Raw genomic sequence first — 24,296 nt, 5'->3', positions numbered from 1 at the left:
GGTCGCGGCAGGTATGTTTCACAACCCTTCTTACCAAAGGCTGCCGGCCGGTGCTGAGTAGGGACTGTGGCAGCCTTGGCGTGCGGGCTGGACGGTACTCCGGCCCACGGCGCTTATGGCACCAGCACCACGTCTCCGCTCTGCAGCATGATGTTCTGCTGCAGGTTGTCACCCTTCTCGATGTCACCGTAACGGAAGGGTATCGAGGTCAGTTTGCCGTTGGTGCGGCGCAATATGGAGATCTTGTTGGCGGCAGCATACGGGGTCATGCCACCCGCAACGCTGAGCGCCTGGACCACGTCGAGGTTACGGCTTGCGACAAATTCGCCGGGCCGGTTGACCTTGCCGATGACATAGACCTTGTTACCGTCCAGCTTCAGGATGGACACGGTGACCAGCGGGTCGGGAATGTACTTCTGCAACTTGGCGGTGAGCTGCTGTTGCAGCTCGCTGACGGAGGTGCGTGCCGCCTGCAGGTCGCCGGCCAGCGGGAAGGAAATGCCCCCGTCCGGTCGCACCAGCACCTGCTTGTTCAGGTCCTCTTCCTTCCAGACCGAGATGTCCAGTACATCGCCGGGCTGGATCAGGTAGGCAGCGGAACCGTCGCCCTGCTGTTCAGCCAGGCCGGGGCGTATGGACAGGCAGGATATCAGCAGCGCTATCAGTAGGTTCAGCGGGAGTCTCAGCATGATACGGCCTCTGCAATGGCTAACGGGAAATGCACAAAATCCTCAGATATTCGGCTGATTTCAGCAGATTGCCGTCCATGCGTCAATGTATGGCGCGCCGTGCGCGGCAGCGCGGCAAAAAAAACGGCACAGTCGAACCGACTGTGCCGCAATTAGGAAACGCCGGATGCGGGTATTAGCGTACTCTGCGCATCCGCCATCCCAGCCAGCCCAGGAGTCCGGTCACCAGCCACCAGGTACCATCCCTGGCCGGAGCATCCGGATTGCTGGAGATGGTGCAGCCACCGCCGCTGGTCGAGGGGCTGGGCAGTACGCCTGACGCGACCTCTGCCACACCGCCAGGATCATCGACCGTCCCGACAGCGGGATTGGCATCGTTCGGGCCGTTGTCCTCGATGGTGAGCTGGACGCACCAGTCATTCTCGCGCAACTTGTCGGCAAGGGCGCCGGAGAACGGGCGGTCGTAGGCGCCGTTACCCGGTTCCGGACACTCGTTGGAGACGGGATCCAGCGGTGCGGTGAGGACATTGTTGCGTCCGTCGATCACGAACGGCACCCATGAGTTGGTCGCCTCGTCGTACTTGCGATACAGGGACCAGAACGGCGTCGTCTCGGACAGCGGCAGGACCACCTGGGTGTACTGGTAGGCGCCGGCGGTGTCGGTGCCGCTTCGCAGTTCCGTCGTGGAGAACTTGGCGCAGCCGCCAACGCAGGAACGCAATGCATCCGGGTCTGCAGTGAACACCGGCAGCGGCAGGGTCGTCAGCGGCAGGGGTGACTCGCCGTCAACCGGGTTCTGCACGGTCGGGATGGTCACCGTGTAGCCGCCATCCGCGATCGGCGGTTCGCCGGCGACGGTGTTGAGATCAAATGCCGCATTGAATCCCTTGAACGGACCGTCCACCATCTGGCTTGCGAGGATGCCGTCACCGTCCGGGTCGGTGGTGGTCAGCTGGAACTTGTTGCAGTTCACGTCCCAGACCACGACCACGTCGATCGCGACGTTGGATGCCCAGTCGAACAGCATGTGCGCGCCGAGCTGGCCTGGAGCGACGGTCATGGTGATCGGATTGGGCGTGGTGGCGTCGCCGCACTTGGTCGAGCCGTCAGCGCCGATCCAGTCGTTGTTCGCCGAGTCGAAGCTGCGCGGGAACGGGCAGGACTCGAATGTCCAGGTGCCCTGGTCAAACAGCCGCACGGGCGCGGCGGTCCAGTTGAAGCCGAAGAAAGGCTGACCGGAATTCAAGGTGACAGCCGGTGGGTTCGGGTTGCAGTTGGCGATATCCGGGTCGGTACAGAATACGGTCGTATCGATATTGCCGGTCACGCCCGTATCGATGCTGCCCGTGATCGAGCCGCTTGCCGTGCGCATGGTGAAGTTGCCGTCGACCAGACGCAGGCCTGCGGTGGCGAGGTCGATGGTGCAGGCCTTGCCGGTAATGCCGACAGGCAGGTTCAGCGTCACGGTCTGGGCGTAGGTCGTTACATTGCCGGTATCGTCCGTGATGCGCCAGGTCACGGTATTGACATTGGGACCAAATCCGGTCGAGCAGTTGTCGCTCGTATTCGCGGTGAAGAAAGTGAAACCGTCATGCGACCACTGCACCAGCGGTGCCGAGTCGATCGCGTCCGTTGCCGCCAGAGTCCCGAAGCAGACGTTGTCGGCCGTACTGGCCACGCTCACCACGACATCTGCGGGCGTGCTGGTGATCACGGGGGCCGTCGTATCCGTAATGGTCACCGTGACGCCCTGGGTCTGGAACGATTGCGAGCCGAAGGTGTCGGTCGCACGCCAGTCGACGGTCAGGGTGGCGACCGTGTCGGTGGCGGTTACGCTGACGGTGTTGGTTGCATTGTCGTCGGCAACCCAGGTCTTGGTCGGGTCGCTCAAGGGTTTGCCATCAATGCTGTAATCCACAGTCGTGCCGCCCGGGGCCTCGTCGGTGACGGTGCCGAGATCAACGCTGATATTGGCGGGTGTGGACTGCTCGGGGGCGGTGAAATTCACGGCGGCGGGGGCGGTGAAGGTCGGTCCGCTGCCATCGCTGATGAGCGTCAGGGTCAAGAAGTCGAAATTGGCATTGAAGCCCGGGAACGGTCCGGCCTGCATGGGCGAACCGCCAATGCCATCGTCACCCGCGAGCGGCAATATGCCGACCGAGCTGGCGCCGCCCGTGTGGGTTGGATCCAGCGAGGTGGTGGCCACGGGTATCGGGCCGATGGGCAGGCTGCCTTTCCGGATGCCTTCGGATGCCGGGGTGGCGCAGGTCGTGCACGATGCGCCGCCGACGACCACGTCGCCGACCGACAGGCCGCCGCTGATGGCGGTCATCAGTCCGGTGGCGTCCCAGACGATGGACACGGGGATGTTGTTGTTGCCGTTCCAGTCGAACTGCATGTTACCCAGCAGCAGGGTGCCACCGCCCGTGTTCAGCGGATCCGAACTCGCATCGGTGAAGGTGATGTTCTTGGCCGTTGCCGGGAAGTTGGGATCACCGTCGAAGAACTGGAACGGCGCGATGTTCATGCTGCCGGCCATGGTGGCGGGATCGATGGTGATGGTGCCCGAAATCTGGGTACGCACCCCGTAACCCCAGGTGGGATCACCGTAATAGGGATAGCTGGTATTCTGGGCCGGCGCGCCGTTCGGATCCAGCATGGTAAACAGGCCGCCGTCGCCCACTGCCGTGAACTGAAATGTCAGGTCCACCGCGGATGCGGGTGTTGCGATCATGCTGCCGCCGAGCGCCGCCATGACGGCGCTGGCCAGAGCGGTGTGCCTCAGCGGGGTGCCACGATGTGGGTGTTTATCAAACATCACCTTGTCCCTCCAGAACTGTTATCTGCCGGCAGCGCTGCCTGCAGTTGTCATACTTGTTGTGATCAGTTGCTATAACCGGGCGGTTACAGGTTGTATGCAAAGCTTATCCCAAGTGTATTGATCTTCATCGAGATGGCCGCGTCGTCGCCGGGCAGGTTGCCGAAGGCCGTCGGACCGCTGATGGTGTTTTCGAATGCATGTACGATGTTGGCTGTCCATTCGACGTTCTTCGACGGGCGATAAGACGCGCCCAGCGTGATGTGGTCCTCCACGGTGGCAGGCGCCAGCATGTTGAACAGCACCTGGTCTTTCTGAATCGGGGTGTCGGCATGGTTGTAGCCGATCCGGAAACTCCATGCATTGCTGTAATCGTAATTCAGGCCGATTTTGTAGGCCGTGACATCGGACCAGCCAAAACCCATGCCCAGATCGCCGCCCAGCTGGCAAATGGCGGGGTCGACACCCGGGCAGAGGGGGTTGAGGTCAACGGGGTCGATCGGTCCCGGGTTGCCGATGGAGGCGACGTTGCTGTAGTTGATCTGCTGGACATCGGCGGCAACCGTCAGTTTGTCCGTCAATTTGAAGGCAAGTCCTATGCTGTAGTTTTCCGGGATGTCGAAATCGCCATGTTCGGCGAACAGCTGGTCGTACTTGTTAAACTGGGTCATGTAGACGCGGGAAGCGTAATTCACACCCAGGGTGAGTTTCTTGTCCAGGAACTTACCCAGCCAGCCGAAACGAACGCCCAGACCGTACGAGTAGTCGTTACCGTTACCGCTGGTGCCAGTGGCGCCGGCGCCGGCGAAGCCCAGATCCTCGAAGGCACCGAGGCCGTAGGCGCGGAACTGCTGCACGCCAATGGCCAATGAGGCGCCAACGATATTGTTTTTGTTTACCTGATAGGCGACCCCGGGCAGCATCTGTGCCTGCAGGAGTTGGACGCCAACCGTGTTGCTGTCCGCGTTACAGTTGAAGTTGAAGAAGTAGCTTCCCGTGCCGCCGGAGGTGTCGCCGTTCACGCACGTCGGCAGGGTCGGTACCGACTGGTGGTAGCGCGTGTTGGCGCCGTTGCCGATGACCGCCATGCCGAGATAGAGCTTGCGATTGAACTTGTATATGGCGCCGAAGCTGGGGATGAGGAATTCATTACTGCCGCTTGTCTCGTTGGTCACGGATACGGGTGAGCCGAGCGTGTCGCTGCTGTGCACGACGGCACGCGGCGGATTGAACAGCTCGAGACCGAAATCGATGCGCATGGTGCTGACACCGGCATCCGCCATGCCGGCCGGGTTGAAGGCGCCGGCGATGGCGTCCTGTGCATAGGCGACACCGACACCCCCCATGCCGCGTGATTTCGCCCCATAACCGATGAGAAAATAACCATTGGTGGCGTAGGCGCTGAGCGGGGCGATCAGCAGCATAAGGGCGCAAAGCTTTGGCGTGCGCAAGGTTAGAAACTTCTTCATTGGTTATCCTCCAGAAGTCCGTGCCAAGTGGATGGTTTGGTATTCTTTAAGTTATGCACGCCCGGACGCGGTGCATCGCAACTGCCTGGGCAGTCCGATATCCCGGAACGGCTTGATTATTCAGCACAGTTCAGAATATGACTGTGCCATTACATTGTGGTACGGATGATTGTTTGTAACGAAGTGCTTTGTCAAGCAAGCACGTATCACGCATGCACCAACCGTGCGCAGGCCGCGGCGGACCGCCGCGTTACCGAATCGCGCGCTCCCCGCGCAGCATGCCCCCTATCGATAGTTCCGGATGCGAGTCAGGCGGTAACCAGATGTGTGCACACGTCGGTGTATTTTACATGCGCACTTCTTGCCTTGCCCGACCGGGGTTGTATCGATAACGTGCTGTTTTGTCTTGCTCAATTTGTCCCAGATCAAGTGATGAGGGCGCTGCGGGGCTGTTGGAATTGTTTACAAATCATGTGGCGGCTTTGTATCGGGTTGTCCGGGATGATTTGTAACTATTTGTAATTTATTAAAAATAAAATTATGGCCTGCAATTTGCTTTGTTTGTGTGTGTCTGTCGTACCTGTACCGCTGACGCCAACGCCTTTCGGAGGGGGAGGCTCAGGAAATCAAGGTTGAATCACGGTCCAGGGATAACGGTTCAGGGATAATAAGCCACAGTCATTAAATATCGATATTTCATAAACTGCTTTTTTGGAGTGACCATAATGAACCTGAAACAAACTGCTGTAGCTTCTGCAATTGCCGTTACGCTCGGTTTCGGCGCAGCGGCTGTGCCGACAGCCGCAAGTGCGGATATCATCACAGCGAGCTTCAATGGCCTGTTTACCATGCTGAATGCCTCGGGTGCCCCGACGGCGAACACCAGCTACCCCTACTATGGTGATCCCACCTGGGGTTACGGCCTGCGCACCCAGATTACCGGCACTTTCAGCTTCGACACCGCTACCGGTTCCGGCACCGCAACGGTCAATCCGTTCGACTTCTTCGCAGCGGGTCCGGCAGTTGCCCATAACATCAACATGCAGGCCATCGGTGATGGCGTAGGTGGCGGTGGCACGCTGGTCGCCGGCTCCCTGCTGTTCGACTGGAATGGCAACAACAACATCAACGTGGGCATCATCCTTGACGCGGCCGGCTTCTTCGGTTCGGGTCCGTACTCCACCGGGCAAGTCATCGCTGGTGTGGGTGCCACCCCGGCCAGTGACGGCATCAACAAGGGCAAGTTCCCGATCGGCCCGGCCCCGATGGCCACCTCGACGCTGGACACCAACTTCCAGAACAACCCGGCCTGCGTGCTGACAGCAGCATGTATCACGGGTGATGACGGTGTTGGCGGCAGCCCGATGGACAACGGTCCGTTCCCGGGCTTCAATGCCAACTTCGACATCGTCGACATCACGATCACCTCGGTGACACCTGCCGCCGTTCCGGTACCTGCCGCAGTCTGGCTGTTCGGTTCCGGTCTGCTCGGCCTGGTGGGCGTAGCCCGTCGCCGGAGGCAGAGCTAAGGTATCGCGCCTGGCTCGATCGGGCGATTACCTGTAATCGCTTTGATGACAGCGAAATTGAAGGGGCGCTCCGGCGCCCCTTCTTTTTTTGCGGCTGAGGTCGGGCAATTGGTCAGACCGTCGATGTGGGCGCGTGGAGATTGCGCATGGGCGTTGGAAAATCCGCCCTCGTGGCCGCAATCACCACTACGCTCGGCGTGGCGCGCGTCGCCCCTTCTTTTTTTCGTCTCAGTCGGTAAACTGACTATTCGTCCCTGGCCGTAAGCACGCCTGTATCACCAGGCCCCCGGTTCCGGCGCCGAACCCGAACCCGCGCGAGTTTCAGCACTATCCCATGACGGAGCCGCCCGCCTTACAGATCGCTGAGCTGGAGCGTCGCGCGCTGGAGCATTTCAGGCAGGGTCGGCTGCGCGAAGCGCTGGCGGATTATGACGGCCTGCGTCGGCTGAGACCCGGCGATGCCGGGACGTGGCATATGCTCGGGGTGGTGTACGCTACGCTGGGCGATGCCGAAAACGCCGCCGGCTGTGCGCGGGAAACGGTCCGGCTGGCGCCTGCGGTCGCTGCCGGCTACCGCAACCTGGGCAACTACCTCCTGCAGCTCGGTCGTGCCGCGGAGGCCGAGGCGCAATTCCGCGAGGCGCTGTCGCTTTCGGGGGGGGAGGCTGCAGACCATTCCAACCTGGGCGTGGCGCTGGCCGCGCTGGGTCGGCATGCGGACGCCGTTGCCAGTTATCGGCGGGCCCTGGCGCTGACGCCCGCTGACCCGAATGTGCATTTCAATCTCGGTACGGCGTGCCAGGCGCTGGGACAGTGGGAAGCCGCTGTGCGGCATTATGCGGATGCCAGCCGGCTGGCGCCTGCCGAAGCGCGCTATCTGGGCGCGCTGGCTGCCGCGTTGCAGGCGAGCGGGCGTGGTGAGCATGCGATCGCGGCATGGATGCAGGTCCTGCAGCTTGTCCCGGACGACCTGCAGGCACTGCGCAATATCGGTGCCATTTACTATCAGTACAGCCGCTTCCCCGAGGCGGTCGCCAGCTACAGGCGTGCCGTGCAGGCCGCGCCCATGGATGCCGCTCCCTTGCTGGATCTCGGCTACACGCTCATGGAAGTCGATAGCCTCGACGAGGCCCTGGATTGCTTCTCAGCCGTTCTGAGGATGGATGTGCGCAATGCCATGGCACTGTACTACCGTGCGTACGTTCACGAGCGCATGGGCCTTCTCGACCAGGCGCTCGCTGGCTATGCGGAGGTCCCGCCGGAAGGGCATGACCTTGATCTCGTGGGCGCCCGTGCCGGTGTGCTGGAGAAGCAGGGGGATTTTGCGGCAGCCCACGCGCTGCTGGCGCCGGAGATCGCGTCCGGCAGGGCGGGGTTGCGCGCGTTCGATGCCGCTGCCAAGTTGTGCCGTCACTTCGGCGACTGCAACGAGGTGCTGGAGCACATGGAGGCCCGCCTCCGCTCCGGCAAGGTCGGCGAATCCGAACAGCGGCATCTGCACTTTCGTGCCGGCGAACTCTATGACCGGCAGCGGCGCTACGACCAGGCCTTTGCGCATTTCGAGGCCGGCAATCGCCTGAAACACTACCGTTACAGTGCGGACGAGGACGCGCGTTATATCGACCGCCTGATCGAAGTGCAGTCACCGGAACTGTATGCGCGCCTGCCGACAGTTGCGCCAGCCCCTGATATTACACCGATTTTCATCGTCGGCATGCCGCGTTCCGGGACCACCCTCGTCGAGCAGATCGTGGCCAGCCACCCGGATGTGGTGGCGGGTGATGAGCTGATATTCCTGTCCCGGATCGCCTCCAGGGCCCGTGGTCATGCCGGTGGATCGTACGGATATCCGGATTATCTTCCCAATCTGACGCAGCGCGACTGCGAGGAGATGGCGCGCGAGTACCTCGACGAGCTGCGCGGGATCGCTCCGGGCGCCGCCTTCGTTACCGATAAGATGCCGCACAATTTCCAGTACCTCGGATTGTTGAGTCGCCTGTTTCCGAATGCGCCTATTATCCACTGCCGGCGTGACGCCGCCGATGTCTGCCTATCCTGCTACTTCCAGGACTTCGCCAGTTATCACAACTACGCCTATGATCTGACGCATCTCGGGCAGCACTACCGGCAGTATGAGAGGGCGATGGATCACTACCGGAACATACTGGAAATACCGATGCTCGAGAACTGGTATGAGTCCCTGGTCGATGCAACCGAGGAGATGAGTCGGGTGCTGGTTGAATTCTGCGGGCTGACCTGGGACGAGCGCTGCCTGCGCTTCTATGAAACAGGTCAGAAGACGAAGACGGCGAGCTACGACCAGGTGCGGCAACCCATTTACAAGCGCTCCACGCAGCGCTGGAAGCACTACGAGAAATTTCTGCAGCCCCTGTTCGATGCGCTGGCTGCAGCACCATGACGAGCGCCTGAATGCAGACCGATATCATGCAACACATCGAGGGGCTGGCGCGTGCCGGCAGGCTGGATGAGGCCAGGGCTGTCGCCGAGCGGGTGACGCGCGAGCATCCCGCGGATGTGCGGGGCTGGTTGCTGCTCGGTACCATACTCATGAGCCTGGGCCGCCCGGTGCTGGCCGCCGAACCGCTGCGCAAGGCCTATGCGCTCGCGCCCGGCGACCGGCAGATTGCCGAGCGGCTGTATCAGTCGTTGTTGCAGGCTGGCGTGCGCCTGGAGTCGATGGCGCAGATCCACGGTGCCGAGCAGGTGTATCGAGAGGCAATCAGGATACTGCCGGAATCCATCCCGGCCTACGTCAACCTCTCACGGCTGCTGAGTACATCCGGGTGTTACGCCGAAGCCCGGTCCGGCCTGGAACAGGTGCTGGCACGCCATCCCGGTCAGCCGGATGCCTGTGCTGCACTGGCATTGAGCTATGAATACGAGGGTAATCACGTGCAGGCGTTCGAGGTGCTGAGGGACGCGTTGCACCAAACGCCGGTCGCGCCACCCATTGTGCTTGTCTATGCGGCCCTCGCGAAGCAACTGGGCGAGGAAAGGCAGGCTATCGCCTTGCTCGAGGAAATGCTGCGTTCAACGGTGCCGGGAAACGCAAGGCGTGACGGTCACTTCGCGCTCGGCAGGTTATATGATGCGTGTGGTGACTACGAGCGGGCCTTTGAAAATTTCCATGCCGGCAACCGGCTGTTGAACTATCAATACGATCCGGGGCGGACCCATGCCACCTTTACCTCGATCATGCGGGCATTCTCACCTGAGCGCCAGCGCGTGCTTCCCCGCAGCGGAGTCGACTCCGCGTTGCCGGTCTTCATCGTCGGCATGCCGCGTTCTGGTACTACCCTGGTCGAGCAGATACTTGCCAGCCATCCCCGCATGTTCGGTGCCGGTGAACGCGACGACATAGCCAGGCTGGTACATGCGCTGGGTGGACCCGCGCCCCAGCCGGCGGACCTCGAGCGGCTCACCGGCATGCGTCTGGCGGAGGCGGCCCAGGCGTATCTCGCCACACTTGCCGGGTTTGCGCCGGAGGCCGCGCGGATCATCGACAAGATGCCGCATAACTTCCTGGCGCTGGGGTACATCGATCTGCTTTTTCCCGGTTGCAGGGTCATTCACTGCACGCGGGATCCGCGCGATACCTGCCTCTCGATCTGGTTCCAGCAGATGACGGGCAATCATCCCTACACGAATGACCTGGACGCGCTGGCGGATTACTACCGCCAATATCTGGCACTGATGGCGCACTGGAAATCCGTTATCAGGGTTCCTCTGCTCGAGGTGCGGTATGAAGACCTGGTCGGTGACCTTGAGCGCGGCGCGCACGAACTGGTCGATTTCTGCGAGCTCGAATGGGATGAACAGTGTCTGCGGTATTTCGAGAATACGCGGGTCGTCAGCACGCCTACCTATCACGACGTGCGCCAACCGATCTACGATAAATCGGTGGGGCGCTGGCGCAATTACGAGCGCCACCTCGGCGCGCTGGCGGATCTGGTGGCGGCGCCGGGTGTCTGATTGTCGCTGCGGTGCCGAGTTGCGCCGCGACACGCGGGCATACCCGGCACTTGCGCAGGCATTGCGCTACCGCCTGCATGGCCCAGGCCAGTCTCTCGGCCGTTCCCGGCCTCACCTTCTCCCTGCAGTCGTGTCCAGCGCCGCGGCGGGCGGCAGGAGCAGGCGCGGCCGCACAAGCGGTCGATAGACTGGCCTGGGCCATGCCGTGCGCGCGCTTCCGGCTGCAACGCGGCTCGCGCGGGATGATGCGACAGGTTCTAGACGGTCTCCAGCCAGATCATCACTTCATCAATCTTGCCGCGCTGTTCAGGCGTTATGTCCTTACTCGCGACACTATCCAGCAGGCTGCGTGCATCATTCATCCTGCCCAGGGTGCGACTCATGAGTGCGAATAGCAGGGCTGCTTCCACCGGAACGTCGTCTGACTGGAGGACGGGTTGCAGCAGCGCGAATGCCGCGTCCGTGTCACCCTGCGCCTCCGTGATCGCCGCAGCCTGGATGACATACTGGTCATTGTCAGGTGCCATGGACCGTGCAGCGGCGTTGCTTAGCAGCGCATCCGCAAGCCTGCCATGCCGTTTCTGTGCCTCGGCCAGCCAGAATTGCAGATCCGGATAAGACGCATGTTGGGACAGGGCCTCCTGCAGAATCGATTCGGCCTCATCCAGGCGCTCGAGCTGGATGTAAGCCATGCCCAGCTGGAGCGGTATCTCGCGGTCTTCCGGGTCGATACGCCGCGCCGTCTTCAGCGTGTCCACCGCCGCCTGGGCGTCATCTTGCAGGATGAGCATTGCGCCCAGGGCAGACCAGGCCTCGGCGCGTTGCGGATCGATCTCGGCAGCCTGCCTGAACTGTGCCACTGCCTCTGCGCGGTATTCGCTTTCGGCAAACATGCTGCCAAGCGTGCATATTGCATCGTAATCGCGGGGTTCGCGGCGAACCGCCTCCTCCAGCGCGGCGATAGCGCCAGCGCCGTCTCCCATGGCGCGCAGGACATGTCCGAGCGTGATGCTCGCTGTTGCGTCGTCCGTCCGGACGGCCGCGGCCGAGCGTAACAGCGCTGCCGCCTGTTCGAGTTGGCCGGCTTCGCCGAGCAGTGACCCCAGCATCAGGCAGGCCTCGTAGTTGTCCGGTTCGCTGGCCAGCACTTCCTGATAACCGGCGACGGCGCGCCCGATGTCGCCTGCGTCGATAGCCGCATTGGCGTCGGTGAGTAGTTGTTCGATCCGTTCATTCGACATGGTGCATTCTTCCGGTTGGTTTCAGTGTATTAACAGCCTTGCCCTGCGCGCCGGGGTCCGGGTCGGGGTCACCCTGACGATGCGGTAAGCCGGCTGCCGGTCGCGCAATTCTGGTGCGGCCTGTCCGGCAACCGCGGGCATCCAGCGGGAAACGGTACCGACCTGAACCGTGCTTGGCAAACGCGTGCTCGCCTATCCGGGCTGTCATAGCGGCGCGGTCGGTCGCGTCATCAATGCCAGGCTGGGCTGAACACGTATTGTTGCCGCTGGCGCAATCTTGCAGACGTGCCTGGCGCGGCATGGCGGCCAGTTGATGCATACAGGGTGCTGGCATGGATTTGAGCAATTTTTTGTAATAGTTTTAATGCCTTTGGAATGATCAGCATACCCCTTCCATTTCTGCCGAGGCAACCCGCAATACCGCATGAACGATAGCAGGGGCCCTGCCGGGCCGGGCGCAGATCCGGTTGCCCGGCGCTTGGAGGGTGCTCGGCGCACCCGCTTAAAATCCATGAATTACATGGTGTTATGATGTGATGGGCGCGCGGTGGTGCGGCAGGCGGTCGGCGTCAGTGGCGGCCGGTTCGGCGTGCGGCGCCGAACGGGTCCGGACACCTTGTACGGGGCTGCGCGGACAAGGGGCCTTGTTGCGGCTCGCCCATGTCGCTGCGGCTGCCTCAGGCTTACCGCGCCTTGCCAGGACCATAATCGCCACGGTCGCGACCGCGGGGGATTATGAAATATGTTGTGACAGGGCTATCCCGGCGGAACGGGCAGCGCGTTCGGCAGTGGCACCACGACCCGGCCGCCGGTGGTGCTGCTCTCGGCCCAATGCAGCGCCGCCTCGAGTTCCTCCTTGTGCGTGTCGGCGATCATCCGGTTATCTTGCTGGATGCTGTGTTCGTCCACTGACTTGCCGCTCTTGGAGTGCTGCTGAAAGACCGGACCCGACAGGATGTCCGCCAGCCGGCCGGGTACGAGCGGTATGGCAAAGAACCTGAAAACCTCGGCCAAGGTTTCCTCCCGGCGGGCGCCGAACACGTCGCTGGCGAGAGTGCATATCTGGCCTGGCGGTGTGTCCTGCATTACCTGAGTGAACAGATTCATTTGCTGCTTCCAGACCAGGGCGGCTATCTGCAGATCGGTAAGCAGCAGGGCGCGCCTGGGGTCCATGTCGCGCAATTCCCTGCTGTCTGCCATGAGTCGTACGTATAACTGGCGCGTAAAAGCGCGTCCCCGGTTGTGGTACTTGAGGATGCTCGTGAGATAGCTGCGCAGATCGGAATACATCAGCAGTATCCTTGCGCCGGTCCTGGCGACATGGGGCAGCAGGTTGTTGGCGAAGTTGGTTGGCTTGATGATCACCTTCTCGCCCGCTGTCATCAGTCCTGTCGTGAGTCGGAGCATGGCCGGCAATGTGACGCTGACCTTGTCAAGATCGCGCATTGTCCGTGTATTGCGGATCGAGTCTGCGAGCGAGAGCAGGATCGATGGCTCCTTGAGAGCGAAGCTCTGGCCGTCGACGTGCAATGCCTGCGCCATAAGCGTGGAGCGGCAGAACGAGGTATGGAATATGAAGCCGATGGCTTCCGTCCGTGCGCCGCTGGCGAGCGCCTGGATCTCCGCATCCGTATAGCTGACCCGTTCTCTGCCGCCTGATCGTGCCGTCATGCGGTTATCAAGGAACGGGCTTTCCGCCAAGAGGGTCCGGTCGACCCGGTAGCAATCGAGTAAGCCGCGGTCAGCGAAGATGGCGTCCGGGAACAGTTCGGGCATAGCCAGCAGTTCTGTGAGCGATATCATGTCGTCCCCGGTTCGTTGTCTTTGTCCGCGTCCTGCCGGCTGCGCGACCCGCCCGGCTCGGGCAGCGGGCAGCAGAATTCATTATACTGCCAATGGTAGGATGTATCGGGTATACAGGGTCAAGGCGCAAGAACCCCGATACAGCCAGGGGGTCAAGGTAAACAATTATGTTGAACAGTCAGTTAGACGTACAGCAGTTGCACGGGGAATACACGCGCAAGAATCGCATCCTGATCCGGAATGCCCTGGAACCGGATAGCGCCGGGCAGCTGCTGCGCTCCCTCAATGACGACATTCCATGGCAGATCGCCTATATGGAAAAAGGCAAGCCCTGTGTCTTTTCCCGGGAACAGCGGGCCGCCATGTCCGACGAACAGTGGGCTGCAATCCAGAAAAAGATAACCGCCCTGGGCGCGCGGGGGTTCCAGTTCTGTTACGGGCATTACTCGGTTTCCGACAGGAACCGCGAACAATGCAGGCCGGACGCATTCGTCAACGCGTTCGGGGAATTCCTCAAATCGGATCGCTTTCTCGAATTCGCCCGCGCTGTGACGGGTATGGATGAGGTGATCAAAGTGGAAATCCTGGCGGCACGTTATAGCGGCGGAGATTTCCTGATGATGCACAACGATACCCAAAAGCCGGAGCGTCGCGCGGCTTTCGTATTCAATCTGAGCAGGGACTGGCATCCGGACTGGGGCGGTCTTACCCATTTTCTGGATGTTGACGGGACGGTTACGGATACCTACGTACCGACTTACAACTCCCTGGTGATATTCACCGTGCCGGTCCTGCATCTCGTCTCCTACGTGATGCCATTCGCACCACGGCCTCGCTACAGCATCACGGGCTGGTTGACGGTTTAGCGCGGGATATACCACGCATGGGCAATCTTGCTGGACGGGTCGCCGATCCGGGTTTGTATCTGCAAAAGTATGATTTCGAGGCGGGTGTCGCCGTATTCCGCGACATGACGCGCGATTCGTTCAGGCAAAGCAGTTTTCTGGACAGTCGAATTGTCAGTCCCACTGCACGGACGCACACGTTCGCGCTTGACGAGGTGCTCGACTCCGTCCCGTCACCGGAGCCCGCGCGTCTGCTGTTCCATACCGCCTATTGCTGTTCAACCCTGATGAGCCGGGCGCTCGATGTGGCGGGAAGCACGCTGGTCTATCGCGAACCGGTGCATTTGCATCAGCTTGCTGTCGCCAGGCGCAGGGCTGACGATTTCCCCCGCTACGTCAGCGCTCGTTGGGGTGAGCTGCTGCGATTTTCCATGTCGATGCTGTCGAAAGGATGGCATGCCGGCGAACGGTCGATCATCAAGCCGACCGACTCCTGCAACAACATCATCGCTGACATTCTCTCCCTGCACGAAAACAGCCGAGCCGTACTGTTATATGCGCAGGCGGATGACTTCATAGCGGCGAACCTGAAATCGGCGGGCCGGCGGATGTTCATGCGGCGTTTCGTGGGGCGCGCGTTACGAGACAATATGCTGGACCGGCACTCGGAGCTTCATTCGCTGCAGGTCGGCGATTTGACGGAGGCGCAACTGGCAGCCTACGTCTGGATGACCCAGGTCCGCAGCTACAACAGTGCCCTCGATGCGTTGCCGCACAGGTGCGTCTGCGTCGATTCTGCAACACTGTTAGACAATGCCCGCTGTGTATTGAGCGAGAGCAGTGATTTTCTGGGGCTTGGGCTGGATGCACAGGTGCTGGCGTCGATCATGCAATCCGGTATCTGGAACAAGCATGCCAAGGACACGAGCAAGCAATACACGTCTGCCGAGCGGCAGCGTGAGATGGCAAGCCTGATGAGTCATATCGGCCCGGAAGTGAATGCGGGACTCGAGTGGATAGAGCGATTCGATGGCTGGAAGCGAACGGTGCGTTATGCGCGGGAATTGAACTGCCGTCCTGACCCCGGTGGCACCGGGGTGGCCAGGGCGTGATGCGGCTGCGCGCAGCAGGAGTCCTGCATGTCTGATGCCATGTCGTTGCTCTTCGGGGTGCCGCTCTGGACTTTCGAGATGCCGGAATCCGTCTCCGTGAATGCACGGCTGGCCGCGGCGGTGGTGGCTGAGATGCAGCACGACCCTGGTGTGCGCTACTCCAACAGGGGCGGGTGGCAGAGCCACGGCAAACTGCACCGGCAAAAGGCCTTTCAACCGCTCGTCGGATTTATCACAGAGCGGCTCGGAAAGGTCGGGCTCGAGTATGGTTTCGGGCGGGAGTCGAGCCGGCTGCGTGTGACCTCGATGTGGGCCAACGTCAACGCCAGCGGCAACTCGAACATCGTGCACTCGCACCAGTCCCCGACCGGCACGCTGAATCCGCTGGTGCTCAGCGGCTGCTACTACGTCAGGGTACCGGATAACAGCGGGGCTCTGGTGCTGGAGGATTTTGGACGACCGATGCGCTACCTGCAGCTGCCGTTCCAGGAACCCAACGTGATTAATTCATATACCGTTAGGATACCGCCGCGCGAAGGTAATGCGCTGTTCTTCCCCGCCTGGATGGAGCATCATGTCGAGGAGAACGCGTCTGACGAGCAGCGCATATCGATTGCATTCAATATCGCTTATATAGCCGCTGCGGCCCGGCCTTCCTGAGGCGGGGTTGCGGTCCCGGCCGGAACCGGTGACTGACAGCGTCGGCGCGGGAGCTTTACCCGTGGTTAAGCCAGCATCCAGCCCGTTGCCGTGTAGCGTGCGCCCATGGCGTAATTGCATACCTGCGAGACGAAGTGGATTCTGGGGACCCGGAATATGGTCAGGCTGTTGAAGCTCGGCTCGAAGACATCGGTGTTCCTGAGTTGACTGTCGAGCACATGCAGATGTCCCCCCCAGTCAGGGTCCCAGTTGCGGGTGAAGCTGAAAACATAGGCCGCGATGCGCTTTTCCTTGTCGGTGACGTCCTGGTGCCGTTTCAGGAAACAGGCCGCGGTGAAGCAGGCCACCTGGCCGTTGACCGTGCGAATGCCGGGTTCACCGGTAAGGTAGCGGAACATGCCGAGGCAGCGTTCGCCGGACAGCTCGCTGTAGAATGCCCGCAGTGTCTCGTTCTCGCTGCGGACCAGGTCGGAGCGGTAGTAAAAATACGCGAAACCCTGCTTCGCCTGTTTGAGAATGGCCTGATTTAAGTCCGCTGCCTGTGCCGGGCCGAACGCCCGATACTCGCTTTGCGGTATCGATACCGGTCCGGATTCGGTCAGATAGCACAATTCCCAGGGGACGCCGCTCGCCAGCGCTGTTTCGATGCGTTCGGCCTGCTCGGGAAGCAGGACGTTTTCGATCCTGACATATCCCTTGTCCGCGAATGTCTTCCGGTGGGCGGTGAGGTCGATATCCGGATTGAAGATGCCGCTGTCGTTCATGTCGCCCGTCTGATTACTGTTCGCCGCAGCGATCGTTTGTGATAACCGCCAACGCGGGAGTGGTCGTGGGCGCCTGGGGTGCGTGCTGGCCCAGGTGCTGTGACTGTCGCCGCTGCCGCCACCGCGCCCGCGCTGGCGCTCCGGATTCCGCGCTGCCGCCAGCGGACCAGCGGGGCGGATGGTTCCAAAACATTGTACGAATTGCTAAAGTCAAATGACATATGGAGGAATCGTTCCGGAATGGCGGCTGCGGCCTGCGGCCGGGCGATGGATAATAATTAATTATCAATGCGTTACGAATAAGCTACCCGCTCGACGCGTTGTTGGGAGACTGACAGTCGATCGAGCCGCCGTCCCATGATTGATCAACTCTACCCTGAAAATCCTGCGCTCGCAAAAGCAGTCGAACTGCGCGAAACCGGCAAGCTGCAGGCCTCCCTGTCGCTGCTCCATGTGCTCTGTGATCAGGCGCCGGAGCATGCCGTGGCATGGCAGCAGTTGGGTATCGGCTACGTCCGCGCGGGGAATCTCGGCCACGCGCGCCACTGCCTCCAGCACGCAGCGGAGCTCGCGCCGAATCATTTCGAGATCGCCTCGCACCTCGCCAACGTTTATACGCTGACAAAGGATGTCGCTGCCGCCATCAAGCAGGGAGAGAAGCTGGTAGCGATGAAACCCGGCGCCGCGCAGCCCCGCCTTTTCCTCGGTGGCGTGCTGCTGTCCTCGGGCCGCCTTGACGACGCATTGCGCTATATAAGCGCCGCGCTGGAGATTGCGCCCGACCTGGCCATGGGGTACACCATGCTCGCGCAGATCGAGCTGCTCAGGCGCAGGCTCCCTGAGGCAAGAGCGGCCGCCTCGAAGGCGCTCCAGCTGGAGCCCGGCAGCGCCCCGGCTATGCAGTTGCTCAGGCAGATTGATCATTCAGGGTGACTGACGATGACAGCAAAGACATTGGCCGCTAGCATTTCATTCCGGGCGCCGGATGCCGGCAATGAATCCGCGGTCGAAGACTTCGCCAAATCCTGTGCGGAGTCTTTCCTGGCGCATGGGGCGGTAGTCATAAACGGTGTCTACCCGCCGGACTATATTGCGGGGATCGGGCAGGCCTACGACGAGGCTTACGGCAATACCGTGAATCCCGCTAAGGAGGTCGGTGACAAGCGGACGATGCTTGCGATAGATATCAGGCCGCCCTTCAATGATCCGGACCTGTTTGCGCCCGCTGCCGTGATGCGGGTGCTGCGCAAACTCCTTGGTTCTGATTGCATCCTCGATTCCTATGTCGCCGTCACGTCCCGGCCTGATTCCGCGGATCAGCATGTCCATGTTGATTTCCCCTTCCTGTTCGATGAGGACGAGGGCCTGTCGCAGTCCCTGCCGCCCTACGCGATCACGTTGGCGATTCCGCTGATTCCGCTCAATGCCATGACCGGTGTGACGCGTATCTGGCCGGGGACTCACCGCCGCGGCATCGAATGGAAAAAGCAGCAGCCTGACCTGATGGATTCACTGTCGGTTGTCCCGGAACCCGGCGGCTGCTATCTCTTCGACGCGCGTTTGTTGCATGGCGGAACGGCCAATTACACCGCGTCCGAGCGCCCGATCCTGTATTTGATTTTTTGTCGGCCATGGTGGCGGGATTCGACGAATTTCTATAACCAGAAGCCCCTGCTGATCGGTTCGGATACGCTTGCGGCATTGCCGGCCGAACTCCAGGCATTGTTCCGGTATGCGAACTGACGGGCGCGCCGGTCAGCTGCTGCGAATACCGTACTGACGATGACGACCAAACCCGGCAGCCTGGCAGCCACGACACAACGTGCGCAGGAACTGATTCAATCCAACAGGATTGCGGAGGCGCGCCATATATTGGAGGAATACGGTAAGTGCGATGATGCCAATCTCTGCGGCATGCTTGGCCTGGTGCGCAGCATGACCGGAGACAACGCGGCGGCAAGAGTGGCCCTGGAACGGGCGGTGAGGCTCCAGCCTGGCAATGCCATGCTGCGCAACAATCTGGGCTGTGTCCTGCGGGCGCTGGGCGAGACCGCAGCGGCGGCGACCCAGTTCCGCGAGGCTGTCGCGCTCAGGCCCGACTATGTGAGCGCCAACGTCAATCTCGGTGTCGCGCTGATCGACGGCGGCCATTACACCGAAGCCGAGCGCGTGCTGCGTGCCGTCCTTGCGCTGGCCCCGGAGCATCCCGAAGCGCTGAACAATCTGGGCACATCGCTGCGTCAGCAGGGCCACTACCGGGAGGCCACCGGGTATTACCGGAGGGCGTTACGTGCGCAGCCGCACTACCCGGACGCACTGGCCAATCTGGGAATGTCGCTGTTGTTCGACAACAACCCCGTCGACGCTGAAACCTGCCTCAGACGGGCACTCGCCGTCGCGCCGCAGCATACCGGTGCACTTTACTATCTGGGTTTCCTGTTGCACAAGCGCAAGGCGCTGGCGGAGGCGGAAGATTGTTTCCGGCGCATCCTGACGATTGAGCCAGGGCACGTTAATGCCGCTTACTTTCTTTCCGTTATCGGTGCCAGTGAGGCGCCGCCACGGTCACCGGTCAACTATGTTGAGGAGCTGTTCGACGGATATGCGAACAGCTTCGAGGCGCACCTCGTCGGCACGCTGCAATACTCCGCGCCGGAGGTCATGAACCGGCTGGTCCGCGGTGCATTGGGCCAGAATCACCAGCTGCTGGATACTCTGGACCTCGGTTGCGGAACCGGCTTATGTGCGCGGCAGTTTACCGATATCACACGCTCGCTTACCGGTGTCGATCTTTCGCAGCGCATGTTGGACAAGGCGGGGGAGCTGAAAATATATGATCGGCTTGTCAAGGAGGATGTGGGCACATTTCTCGCCGGACAGGCTGGAGTCTGGGACCTGATCCTTGCCGGCGACCTCTTTACCTACATCGGTGACCTGCGGTCGCTGCTCCATGCCTGTGCCTTGGCATTGCGTGACGGCGGGTTGATGAGTCTCTCGATTGAAAAGCACGAAGGACAGCAGCCCTATGTGCTGCGCGAATCCGGCCGCTACGCACAGAACCCCGGGCATGTCACGCAGCTTGCAGCCGAGCGCGGTCTCCGGACGCTGTCCACTGAGCAGTTCGTGCTCAGAAAGGAATTCGGCGAAGATATCATCGGTCTCGTCTTCGTTCTGGCTAAAGGCGGGAAGTCGGGGTGAAGGCTTATCCCGAGAAGGTCATGGCGCTGCTTGGCACCGGCGAGACCGGCGCTGCGCTGCGCTTGTGTGAACAGTACTGCCGCGAATCTCCAGGGCAGGCGGAAGCCTGGTTTCTGCGTGCCGGGGTCCAGTCACAACTGGGTGCGCTGGATGAGGTCGCGAAGTGCTGTCGCAAGGTGGTGGAACTGTCGCCGGGACACGTCGGCGCCTGGTATAACCTGGGCGTGGCCCTGCAGGGACTGCATCAGCACGAGCAGGCCGCGGACGCTTATGCGAAGGCGATCAGCCTGAATCCGGCATACCTCTCCGCCTATATCAATATCGCCGCTGTGCTGCGGCAGATCGGCCGCAAGTCGGAAGCGCTGCGTTACGCACGTGCGGCCGTCAAGCTCGATCCGCGGCAGTTCGCGGCAGTCAACAATCTCGGGCTGGCGTTGCTGGACCAGGGTGAGTATAACGCGGCGATCGAGCAGTTTGATGCGGCAGCCAGGCTCGATCCCGGCGCGGCAGGTCCGCGACTGAACAAATGTCTGGCGCTTGGCTTGCGCGGCGATCGCGATGCGGCGCTGGGTGGGCTGGCCGCGCTGATGGAAAGCGATCCTGGCAATGCGGAGGTCGTCAAGGAAGCGGGCAAGATCCAGCGACGTCTGGGCAGGCTTGACGATGCGATCGCAACCTACCGCGCAGCTTGCGAGCGGCATCCCGAGAATCCGGAGTTCGGGAACCTGCTCGGGCTTGCGCTCGTGGAGGCGGGCCGGCCCCAGGATGCGATCGTTTGGGTTGAAAGGGCGCTTGCTGCACGGGCCGACTATGCGGAAGCGTATAACACGTTGGCCGGCGCGTTGCATGCCTTGGGCGATATCAAGGCGGCGAGCACGACATTCGAGCGTGCGATCGCGATCGACCCGCGCTGTGCGTTGGCGCACAACAACCTGGGGTTGCTGTTGCAGGAAGCCGGCGACCACGCTGGCGCAGAGCGGCATTTCCGGGCGGCGCTTGCAATCGAGCCGGCCAGTGCCGAATTCGAGAACAATCTGGGTACCGTGCTCATGTCCCAGGGCCGTTTCGACGAGGCCATCGCGACGTTTCGCTCGGCAATCACCCATAACGAGGGGCTGGCGGCTGCCTGGAACAACCTGGGCAATGCCCTCCTGTGCGTCGATGGATTCCGCGAGAATTTTCCCGAAGCAAACAAGGCATATCTCCGTGCGATCGAACTGCAGCCGGATTTCGCCGAGGCTTGCTACCACTACGGGACCTGCCTGCAGCAGCAGGGCCGCTTCGAAGAGGCCTATGTGCAATTCGGCAGGGCGACTGCGCTGCGACCGGATTATCCCGAGGCCTCCGCCGGGCAGGTAATGGTGCTGGAACGGCTCGGCCGTATCGGGGAGGCGGAGGGCATCCTGCACCCCTTGTTGCAGACGCATCAGGACAATGTACTCGTTGCGCTTGCCTTCGGCGTGCTCGCGAAACATCTCGACAAGCGCGAGCTGGCGCTGAGCACCCTCGAGCGGCTCGATCCGGAAGGTCTGGAGAAGTGGGGGCGTATCCAGCGCGATTTCGTGCTGGGAGATTTGTACAACGATGCCGGTGACTACGACAGGGCCTTTGCGCATTATCATGCGGCTAACACCGAGGATCACCCGGGTTACAGTGTCGAGCAGACCGAACGGCTGTTTACAACGCAGATGCAGGCCTATGCCCACTCGGGACACAAGCAACACCGACGGTCAAGAAATCGTTCGAAGCTGCCGGTCTTCATCGTGGGAATGCCGCGCTCGGGCACTACCTTGCTGGAACAGATTCTCGCCAGCCACCCGGACGTGCATGGCGCCGGAGAACTGGAGGACATCTACCACCTGTCTGCGTCCATGCAGCAGAGACTGTCCAGCGCGCTTGCCTACCCGCATTGCATGAGAGAGGCATCCCAGGATGCGCTCGATCGGATCGCCACCGAATACCTGGAACAGTTGAGCCATTATGCGCCGGGAGCGAAACGGATAGTCGATAAGATGCCGCACAATTTCGAGGCACTGGGGCTGATCGATACCCTCTTTCCCGGTGCCAGGGTCATACACTGCATGCGCAACCCGATCGATACCTGCCTGTCAATCTACTTCAAGCATTTCAATTCCTTCCACCCTTATGCCAGTGACCTGAAATCGCTAGGTCTGTACTATCGCCAGTACGAGCGACTGATGGCGCACTGGAAACGGACGCTGACGATTCCGATCATGGATGTTCAGTACGAAGAGGTGGTCGCAAACCAGGAAGAGATGAGCCGCAGGATCATAGAATTCATCGGTCTTGACTGGAATGAACGATGCCTCAACTACCACGAACTGGATCGTACAGTGAATACTCCGAGTTATGACCAGGTAAGGAAACCCATATATACCGGTTCGGTGGAGCGCTGGCGTCGATACGAAAAGCATCTCGGGCCGTTGCTGGAGGTGCTCGATGCCTGAGACCCGCGAGCAGCAGGCCTGGCAACTGTTCAACGCAGGCAGGCTTGACGAGTCACGGGCGGTGACTGGTGAGCTGCTGCGAATGGATCCGGCGAATGCGCGGTTGCTGCAGCTCGACGGCATGATCTGCGCCAGGCAGCAGCGCTATGCTGAAGCAGAGGCCAGGCTCAAAGCCGCACTGGAGATTGAGCGGAGTTACCAGGGACTGCTGCTGCTCGGGCAGCTGTATCTGGTCGCCGGCAAGACGGCAAGCGCCGAGGCTTGCCTGCTGGAGGCAAGCGAACTCCAGCCTGAATCACCTGAGCCGCGTCTGACGCTCGGCAATCTCTATGCGCATCTCGGCAAGCATGAGCAGGCAATCGAGAGCTATCGTTGGCTCGTCGAGAACGCCCATGCTGATGCCGGTGTTTGGGGTAACATGGCGATCTCGCTGGAAATGCTGCGCAGTAACGGCGAGGCGCGCCAGGCGGCTACCGAAGCGCTGCAACTCGATGCCGACAATCCATCCGCCAACCTCGTGCTGGCGCGTCTCGATCGCCGGGACGACCGGACGAGGGACTCTGTCGCGCGCCTCCAGGTGGCAATCGCAAACAATCAGCATCCGATCCACCGCGCGAATCTGCTGAGTGAGCTCGGCCATGCGCTGGACAGGATGGGCGATTTCGATGCGGCATTCGATGCATTCAGGCGGGCGAACGCGGACTTGCAGGCCGTTGCGGCAAGTGCGCCGTTCGACAAGGATTTATATCGGCGCCGTATCGCGCATTTTCGTGACGCCGGCACCCTTCCCGCGGGCGCCGGCGAGAGCGATGAAACCGGAAGGCAACTGATATTTTTCGTGGGTTTCCCGCGCTCCGGAACGACGTTGCTCGAGCAGATACTGCAAACCCGGCCTGGCGTCGTGACAACGCAGGAAGAGCCGCTGATTACCGACCTGATCGCGCAGCTGACAGGTGGCGAGCGCAGGCTTGATGCATATCCGGCAATTCTCGCCGGCCTCTCTGCAAGCGCTATCGACGGTCTGCGGCAGCTCTACATGGAAAACCTGCAGCGGGTCACGCGCTCGAGCGGTGCGGGTCTGACCTATATCGACAAGCTGCCGCTGAATATCATCGAGGCGGGATTCATCCACATGCTGTTTCCTGCCGCACGCTTCATCGTTGCCTTGCGGGATCCTCGTGACGTCTGTCTGAGCTGCTTTATGCAGTCATTCAAACTCAATCCGGCGACGCTGCATTTTCTTGATCTTGAGGATACTGCGCGTTTCTATGCCGCGGTGCTGGAGTTGTGGGGGCATTACAAGTCGATTCTCGGCGGCTTGCGCTACCATGAGTATCGCTATGAGGACCTGGTCGTGAATTTTGATGCGACGTCGAAACAAATCCTGGAATTCGTCGGCGTCGAATGGGATCTTGCTGTCAGGTCATTCCACGAACAGGCAGGCGCGAAGATGGTGCGCACGCCGAGTTTCATCGACGTGTCCACCCCACTCTACACGCGCGCGGTGGGGCGCTGGAAAAACTACGGCGCGCAGGTCGCAGCTATACAGGATATTCTCGCGCCCTACGTGGCGGCGTTCGGTTATTCCGCCTGGAACCAGGCTCATAGTTCCCCGCAGCCGCAGCCGCGACCGTAGTGATTTGTCACACCTGGCAGGGCCGGATTTCAGTCAGCAACGCGGTTCGCGCGGGCAGATGCGACCGGTAA

Annotated in this window: 18 protein-coding genes; 11 read left to right on the top strand and 7 right to left on the bottom strand. The window is 61.2% G+C overall.

The window, feature by feature from the left end:
- Positions 1–113: 113 nt before the first annotated feature.
- From R3F42_14655 to R3F42_14645, 3 genes are all read right to left on the bottom strand, one after another.
- Entirely contained in the window at positions 114–689 is a 576-nt protein-coding gene (locus R3F42_14655; GenBank protein MEZ5543259.1) for a polysaccharide biosynthesis/export family protein, read from the bottom strand.
- Positions 690–864: 175 nt separating this feature from the next.
- Positions 865–3,507: a hypothetical protein gene (locus R3F42_14650; protein ID MEZ5543258.1), complete on the bottom strand. Its 2,643-nt coding sequence runs from the start codon at positions 3,505–3,507 to the stop codon at positions 865–867.
- An 86-nt stretch (positions 3,508–3,593) separates the two neighbouring features.
- A complete protein-coding gene (locus tag R3F42_14645; GenBank protein ID MEZ5543257.1) occupies positions 3,594–4,976 on the bottom strand; it encodes an outer membrane protein transport protein in 1,383 nt (460 codons plus the stop codon).
- A 791-nt stretch (positions 4,977–5,767) separates the two neighbouring features.
- On the opposite strand from R3F42_14645, the gene R3F42_14640 reads away from it, so the two are divergent.
- From R3F42_14640 to R3F42_14630, 3 genes are all read left to right on the top strand, one after another.
- Entirely contained in the window at positions 5,768–6,505 is a 738-nt protein-coding gene (locus tag R3F42_14640) for a VPLPA-CTERM sorting domain-containing protein (protein MEZ5543256.1), read from the top strand.
- Positions 6,506–6,839: 334 nt separating this feature from the next.
- On the top strand, positions 6,840–8,924 hold the full coding sequence (locus tag R3F42_14635; protein ID MEZ5543255.1) for a tetratricopeptide repeat protein: 2,085 nt from the start codon (positions 6,840–6,842) through the stop codon (positions 8,922–8,924).
- Between the two features lie 11 nt (positions 8,925–8,935).
- Entirely contained in the window at positions 8,936–10,498 is a 1,563-nt protein-coding gene (locus R3F42_14630) for a sulfotransferase (GenBank protein MEZ5543254.1), read from the top strand.
- 257 nt (positions 10,499–10,755) lie between these two features.
- Here R3F42_14630 and R3F42_14625 read toward each other — a convergent pair whose 3' ends face one another.
- The 3 genes from R3F42_14625 to R3F42_14615 form a co-directional block, all read right to left on the bottom strand.
- Complete coding sequence (locus R3F42_14625; protein MEZ5543253.1) at positions 10,756–11,739, bottom strand: tetratricopeptide repeat protein; 984 nt, start codon at positions 11,737–11,739, stop codon at positions 10,756–10,758.
- Between the two features lie 230 nt (positions 11,740–11,969).
- Positions 11,970–12,125: a hypothetical protein gene (locus tag R3F42_14620; GenBank protein ID MEZ5543252.1), complete on the bottom strand. Its 156-nt coding sequence runs from the start codon at positions 12,123–12,125 to the stop codon at positions 11,970–11,972.
- Positions 12,126–12,495: 370 nt separating this feature from the next.
- Positions 12,496–13,542, bottom strand: a complete 1,047-nt coding sequence (locus R3F42_14615; GenBank protein MEZ5543251.1) for a hypothetical protein — start codon at positions 13,540–13,542, stop codon at positions 12,496–12,498.
- A 167-nt stretch (positions 13,543–13,709) separates the two neighbouring features.
- Between R3F42_14615 and R3F42_14610 the strand changes: the two genes are divergently transcribed.
- From R3F42_14610 to R3F42_14600, 3 genes are read left to right on the top strand one after another with little or no spacing between them, the layout of a single operon-like run.
- The gene (locus tag R3F42_14610) at positions 13,710–14,408 is read left to right on the top strand and encodes a 2OG-Fe(II) oxygenase family protein (protein ID MEZ5543250.1); all 699 of its coding nucleotides are present in this window, start codon (positions 13,710–13,712) and stop codon (positions 14,406–14,408) included.
- 17 nt (positions 14,409–14,425) lie between these two features.
- Positions 14,426–15,499, top strand: a complete 1,074-nt coding sequence (locus tag R3F42_14605; protein MEZ5543249.1) for a hypothetical protein — start codon at positions 14,426–14,428, stop codon at positions 15,497–15,499.
- Positions 15,500–15,526: 27 nt separating this feature from the next.
- On the top strand, positions 15,527–16,159 hold the full coding sequence (locus R3F42_14600) for a TIGR02466 family protein (protein ID MEZ5543248.1): 633 nt from the start codon (positions 15,527–15,529) through the stop codon (positions 16,157–16,159).
- 65 nt (positions 16,160–16,224) lie between these two features.
- On the opposite strand, the gene R3F42_14595 is transcribed toward R3F42_14600, so the two are convergent.
- A complete protein-coding gene (locus tag R3F42_14595) occupies positions 16,225–16,923 on the bottom strand; it encodes a 2OG-Fe(II) oxygenase family protein (protein ID MEZ5543247.1) in 699 nt (232 codons plus the stop codon).
- Positions 16,924–17,280: 357 nt separating this feature from the next.
- Between R3F42_14595 and R3F42_14590 the strand changes: the two genes are divergently transcribed.
- The 5 genes from R3F42_14590 to R3F42_14570 all read left to right on the top strand — a co-directional run bounded on the left by R3F42_14590 (position 17,281) and on the right by R3F42_14570 (position 24,225).
- Entirely contained in the window at positions 17,281–17,856 is a 576-nt protein-coding gene (locus R3F42_14590) for a tetratricopeptide repeat protein (GenBank protein ID MEZ5543246.1), read from the top strand.
- A gap of 6 nt (positions 17,857–17,862) precedes the next feature.
- Positions 17,863–18,666: a phytanoyl-CoA dioxygenase family protein gene (locus tag R3F42_14585; GenBank protein MEZ5543245.1), complete on the top strand. Its 804-nt coding sequence runs from the start codon at positions 17,863–17,865 to the stop codon at positions 18,664–18,666.
- A 171-nt stretch (positions 18,667–18,837) separates the two neighbouring features.
- Positions 18,838–20,121 (top strand): tetratricopeptide repeat protein, encoded by a 1,284-nt coding sequence (locus R3F42_14580; GenBank protein ID MEZ5543244.1) that lies wholly within the window; start codon positions 18,838–18,840, stop codon positions 20,119–20,121.
- Positions 20,118–22,589, top strand: coding sequence for a tetratricopeptide repeat protein (locus R3F42_14575; GenBank protein ID MEZ5543243.1), 2,472 nt, complete (start codon positions 20,118–20,120; stop codon positions 22,587–22,589). The genes R3F42_14580 and R3F42_14575 overlap by 4 nt, the downstream gene beginning before the upstream one ends.
- Positions 22,582–24,225, top strand: coding sequence for a sulfotransferase (locus R3F42_14570; protein ID MEZ5543242.1), 1,644 nt, complete (start codon positions 22,582–22,584; stop codon positions 24,223–24,225). Before R3F42_14575 ends, R3F42_14570 begins: the two co-directional genes overlap by 8 nt.
- The last annotated feature ends 71 nt before the right edge of the window (positions 24,226–24,296 follow it).

Source organism: Pseudomonadota bacterium (genome assembly GCA_041395565.1).
In the GTDB taxonomy this organism is placed as follows: Bacteria; Pseudomonadota; Gammaproteobacteria; order UBA9214; family UBA9214; genus UBA9214.
Note: the sequence above shows the minus strand (reverse complement) of the source record. Positions and strands in the feature narration are given on the sequence as shown.

Bases quoted from the DNA above. Each gene is read 5' to 3' on its own strand.
- R3F42_14655 (MEZ5543259.1), bottom strand. From the start codon at position 689: ATGCTGAGACTCCCGCTGAACCTACTGATAGCGCTGCTGATATCCTGC.
- R3F42_14650 (MEZ5543258.1), bottom strand. From the start codon at position 3,507: ATGTTTGATAAACACCCACATCGTGGCACCCCGCTGAGGCACACCGCT.
- R3F42_14645 (MEZ5543257.1), bottom strand. From the start codon at position 4,976: ATGAAGAAGTTTCTAACCTTGCGCACGCCAAAGCTTTGCGCCCTTATG.
- R3F42_14635 (MEZ5543255.1), top strand. From the start codon at position 6,840: ATGACGGAGCCGCCCGCCTTACAGATCGCTGAGCTGGAGCGTCGCGCG.
- R3F42_14630 (MEZ5543254.1), top strand. From the start codon at position 8,936: ATGCAGACCGATATCATGCAACACATCGAGGGGCTGGCGCGTGCCGGC.
- R3F42_14625 (MEZ5543253.1), bottom strand. From the start codon at position 11,739: ATGTCGAATGAACGGATCGAACAACTACTCACCGACGCCAATGCGGCT.
- R3F42_14620 (MEZ5543252.1), bottom strand. From the start codon at position 12,125: ATGCTGATCATTCCAAAGGCATTAAAACTATTACAAAAAATTGCTCAA.
- R3F42_14615 (MEZ5543251.1), bottom strand. From the start codon at position 13,542: ATGATATCGCTCACAGAACTGCTGGCTATGCCCGAACTGTTCCCGGAC.
- R3F42_14610 (MEZ5543250.1), top strand. From the start codon at position 13,710: ATGTTGAACAGTCAGTTAGACGTACAGCAGTTGCACGGGGAATACACG.
- R3F42_14605 (MEZ5543249.1), top strand. From the start codon at position 14,426: ATGGGCAATCTTGCTGGACGGGTCGCCGATCCGGGTTTGTATCTGCAA.
- R3F42_14600 (MEZ5543248.1), top strand. From the start codon at position 15,527: ATGTCTGATGCCATGTCGTTGCTCTTCGGGGTGCCGCTCTGGACTTTC.
- R3F42_14595 (MEZ5543247.1), bottom strand. From the start codon at position 16,923: ATGAACGACAGCGGCATCTTCAATCCGGATATCGACCTCACCGCCCAC.
- R3F42_14590 (MEZ5543246.1), top strand. From the start codon at position 17,281: ATGATTGATCAACTCTACCCTGAAAATCCTGCGCTCGCAAAAGCAGTC.
- R3F42_14585 (MEZ5543245.1), top strand. From the start codon at position 17,863: ATGACAGCAAAGACATTGGCCGCTAGCATTTCATTCCGGGCGCCGGAT.
- R3F42_14580 (MEZ5543244.1), top strand. From the start codon at position 18,838: ATGCTTGGCCTGGTGCGCAGCATGACCGGAGACAACGCGGCGGCAAGA.
- R3F42_14570 (MEZ5543242.1), top strand. From the start codon at position 22,582: ATGCCTGAGACCCGCGAGCAGCAGGCCTGGCAACTGTTCAACGCAGGC.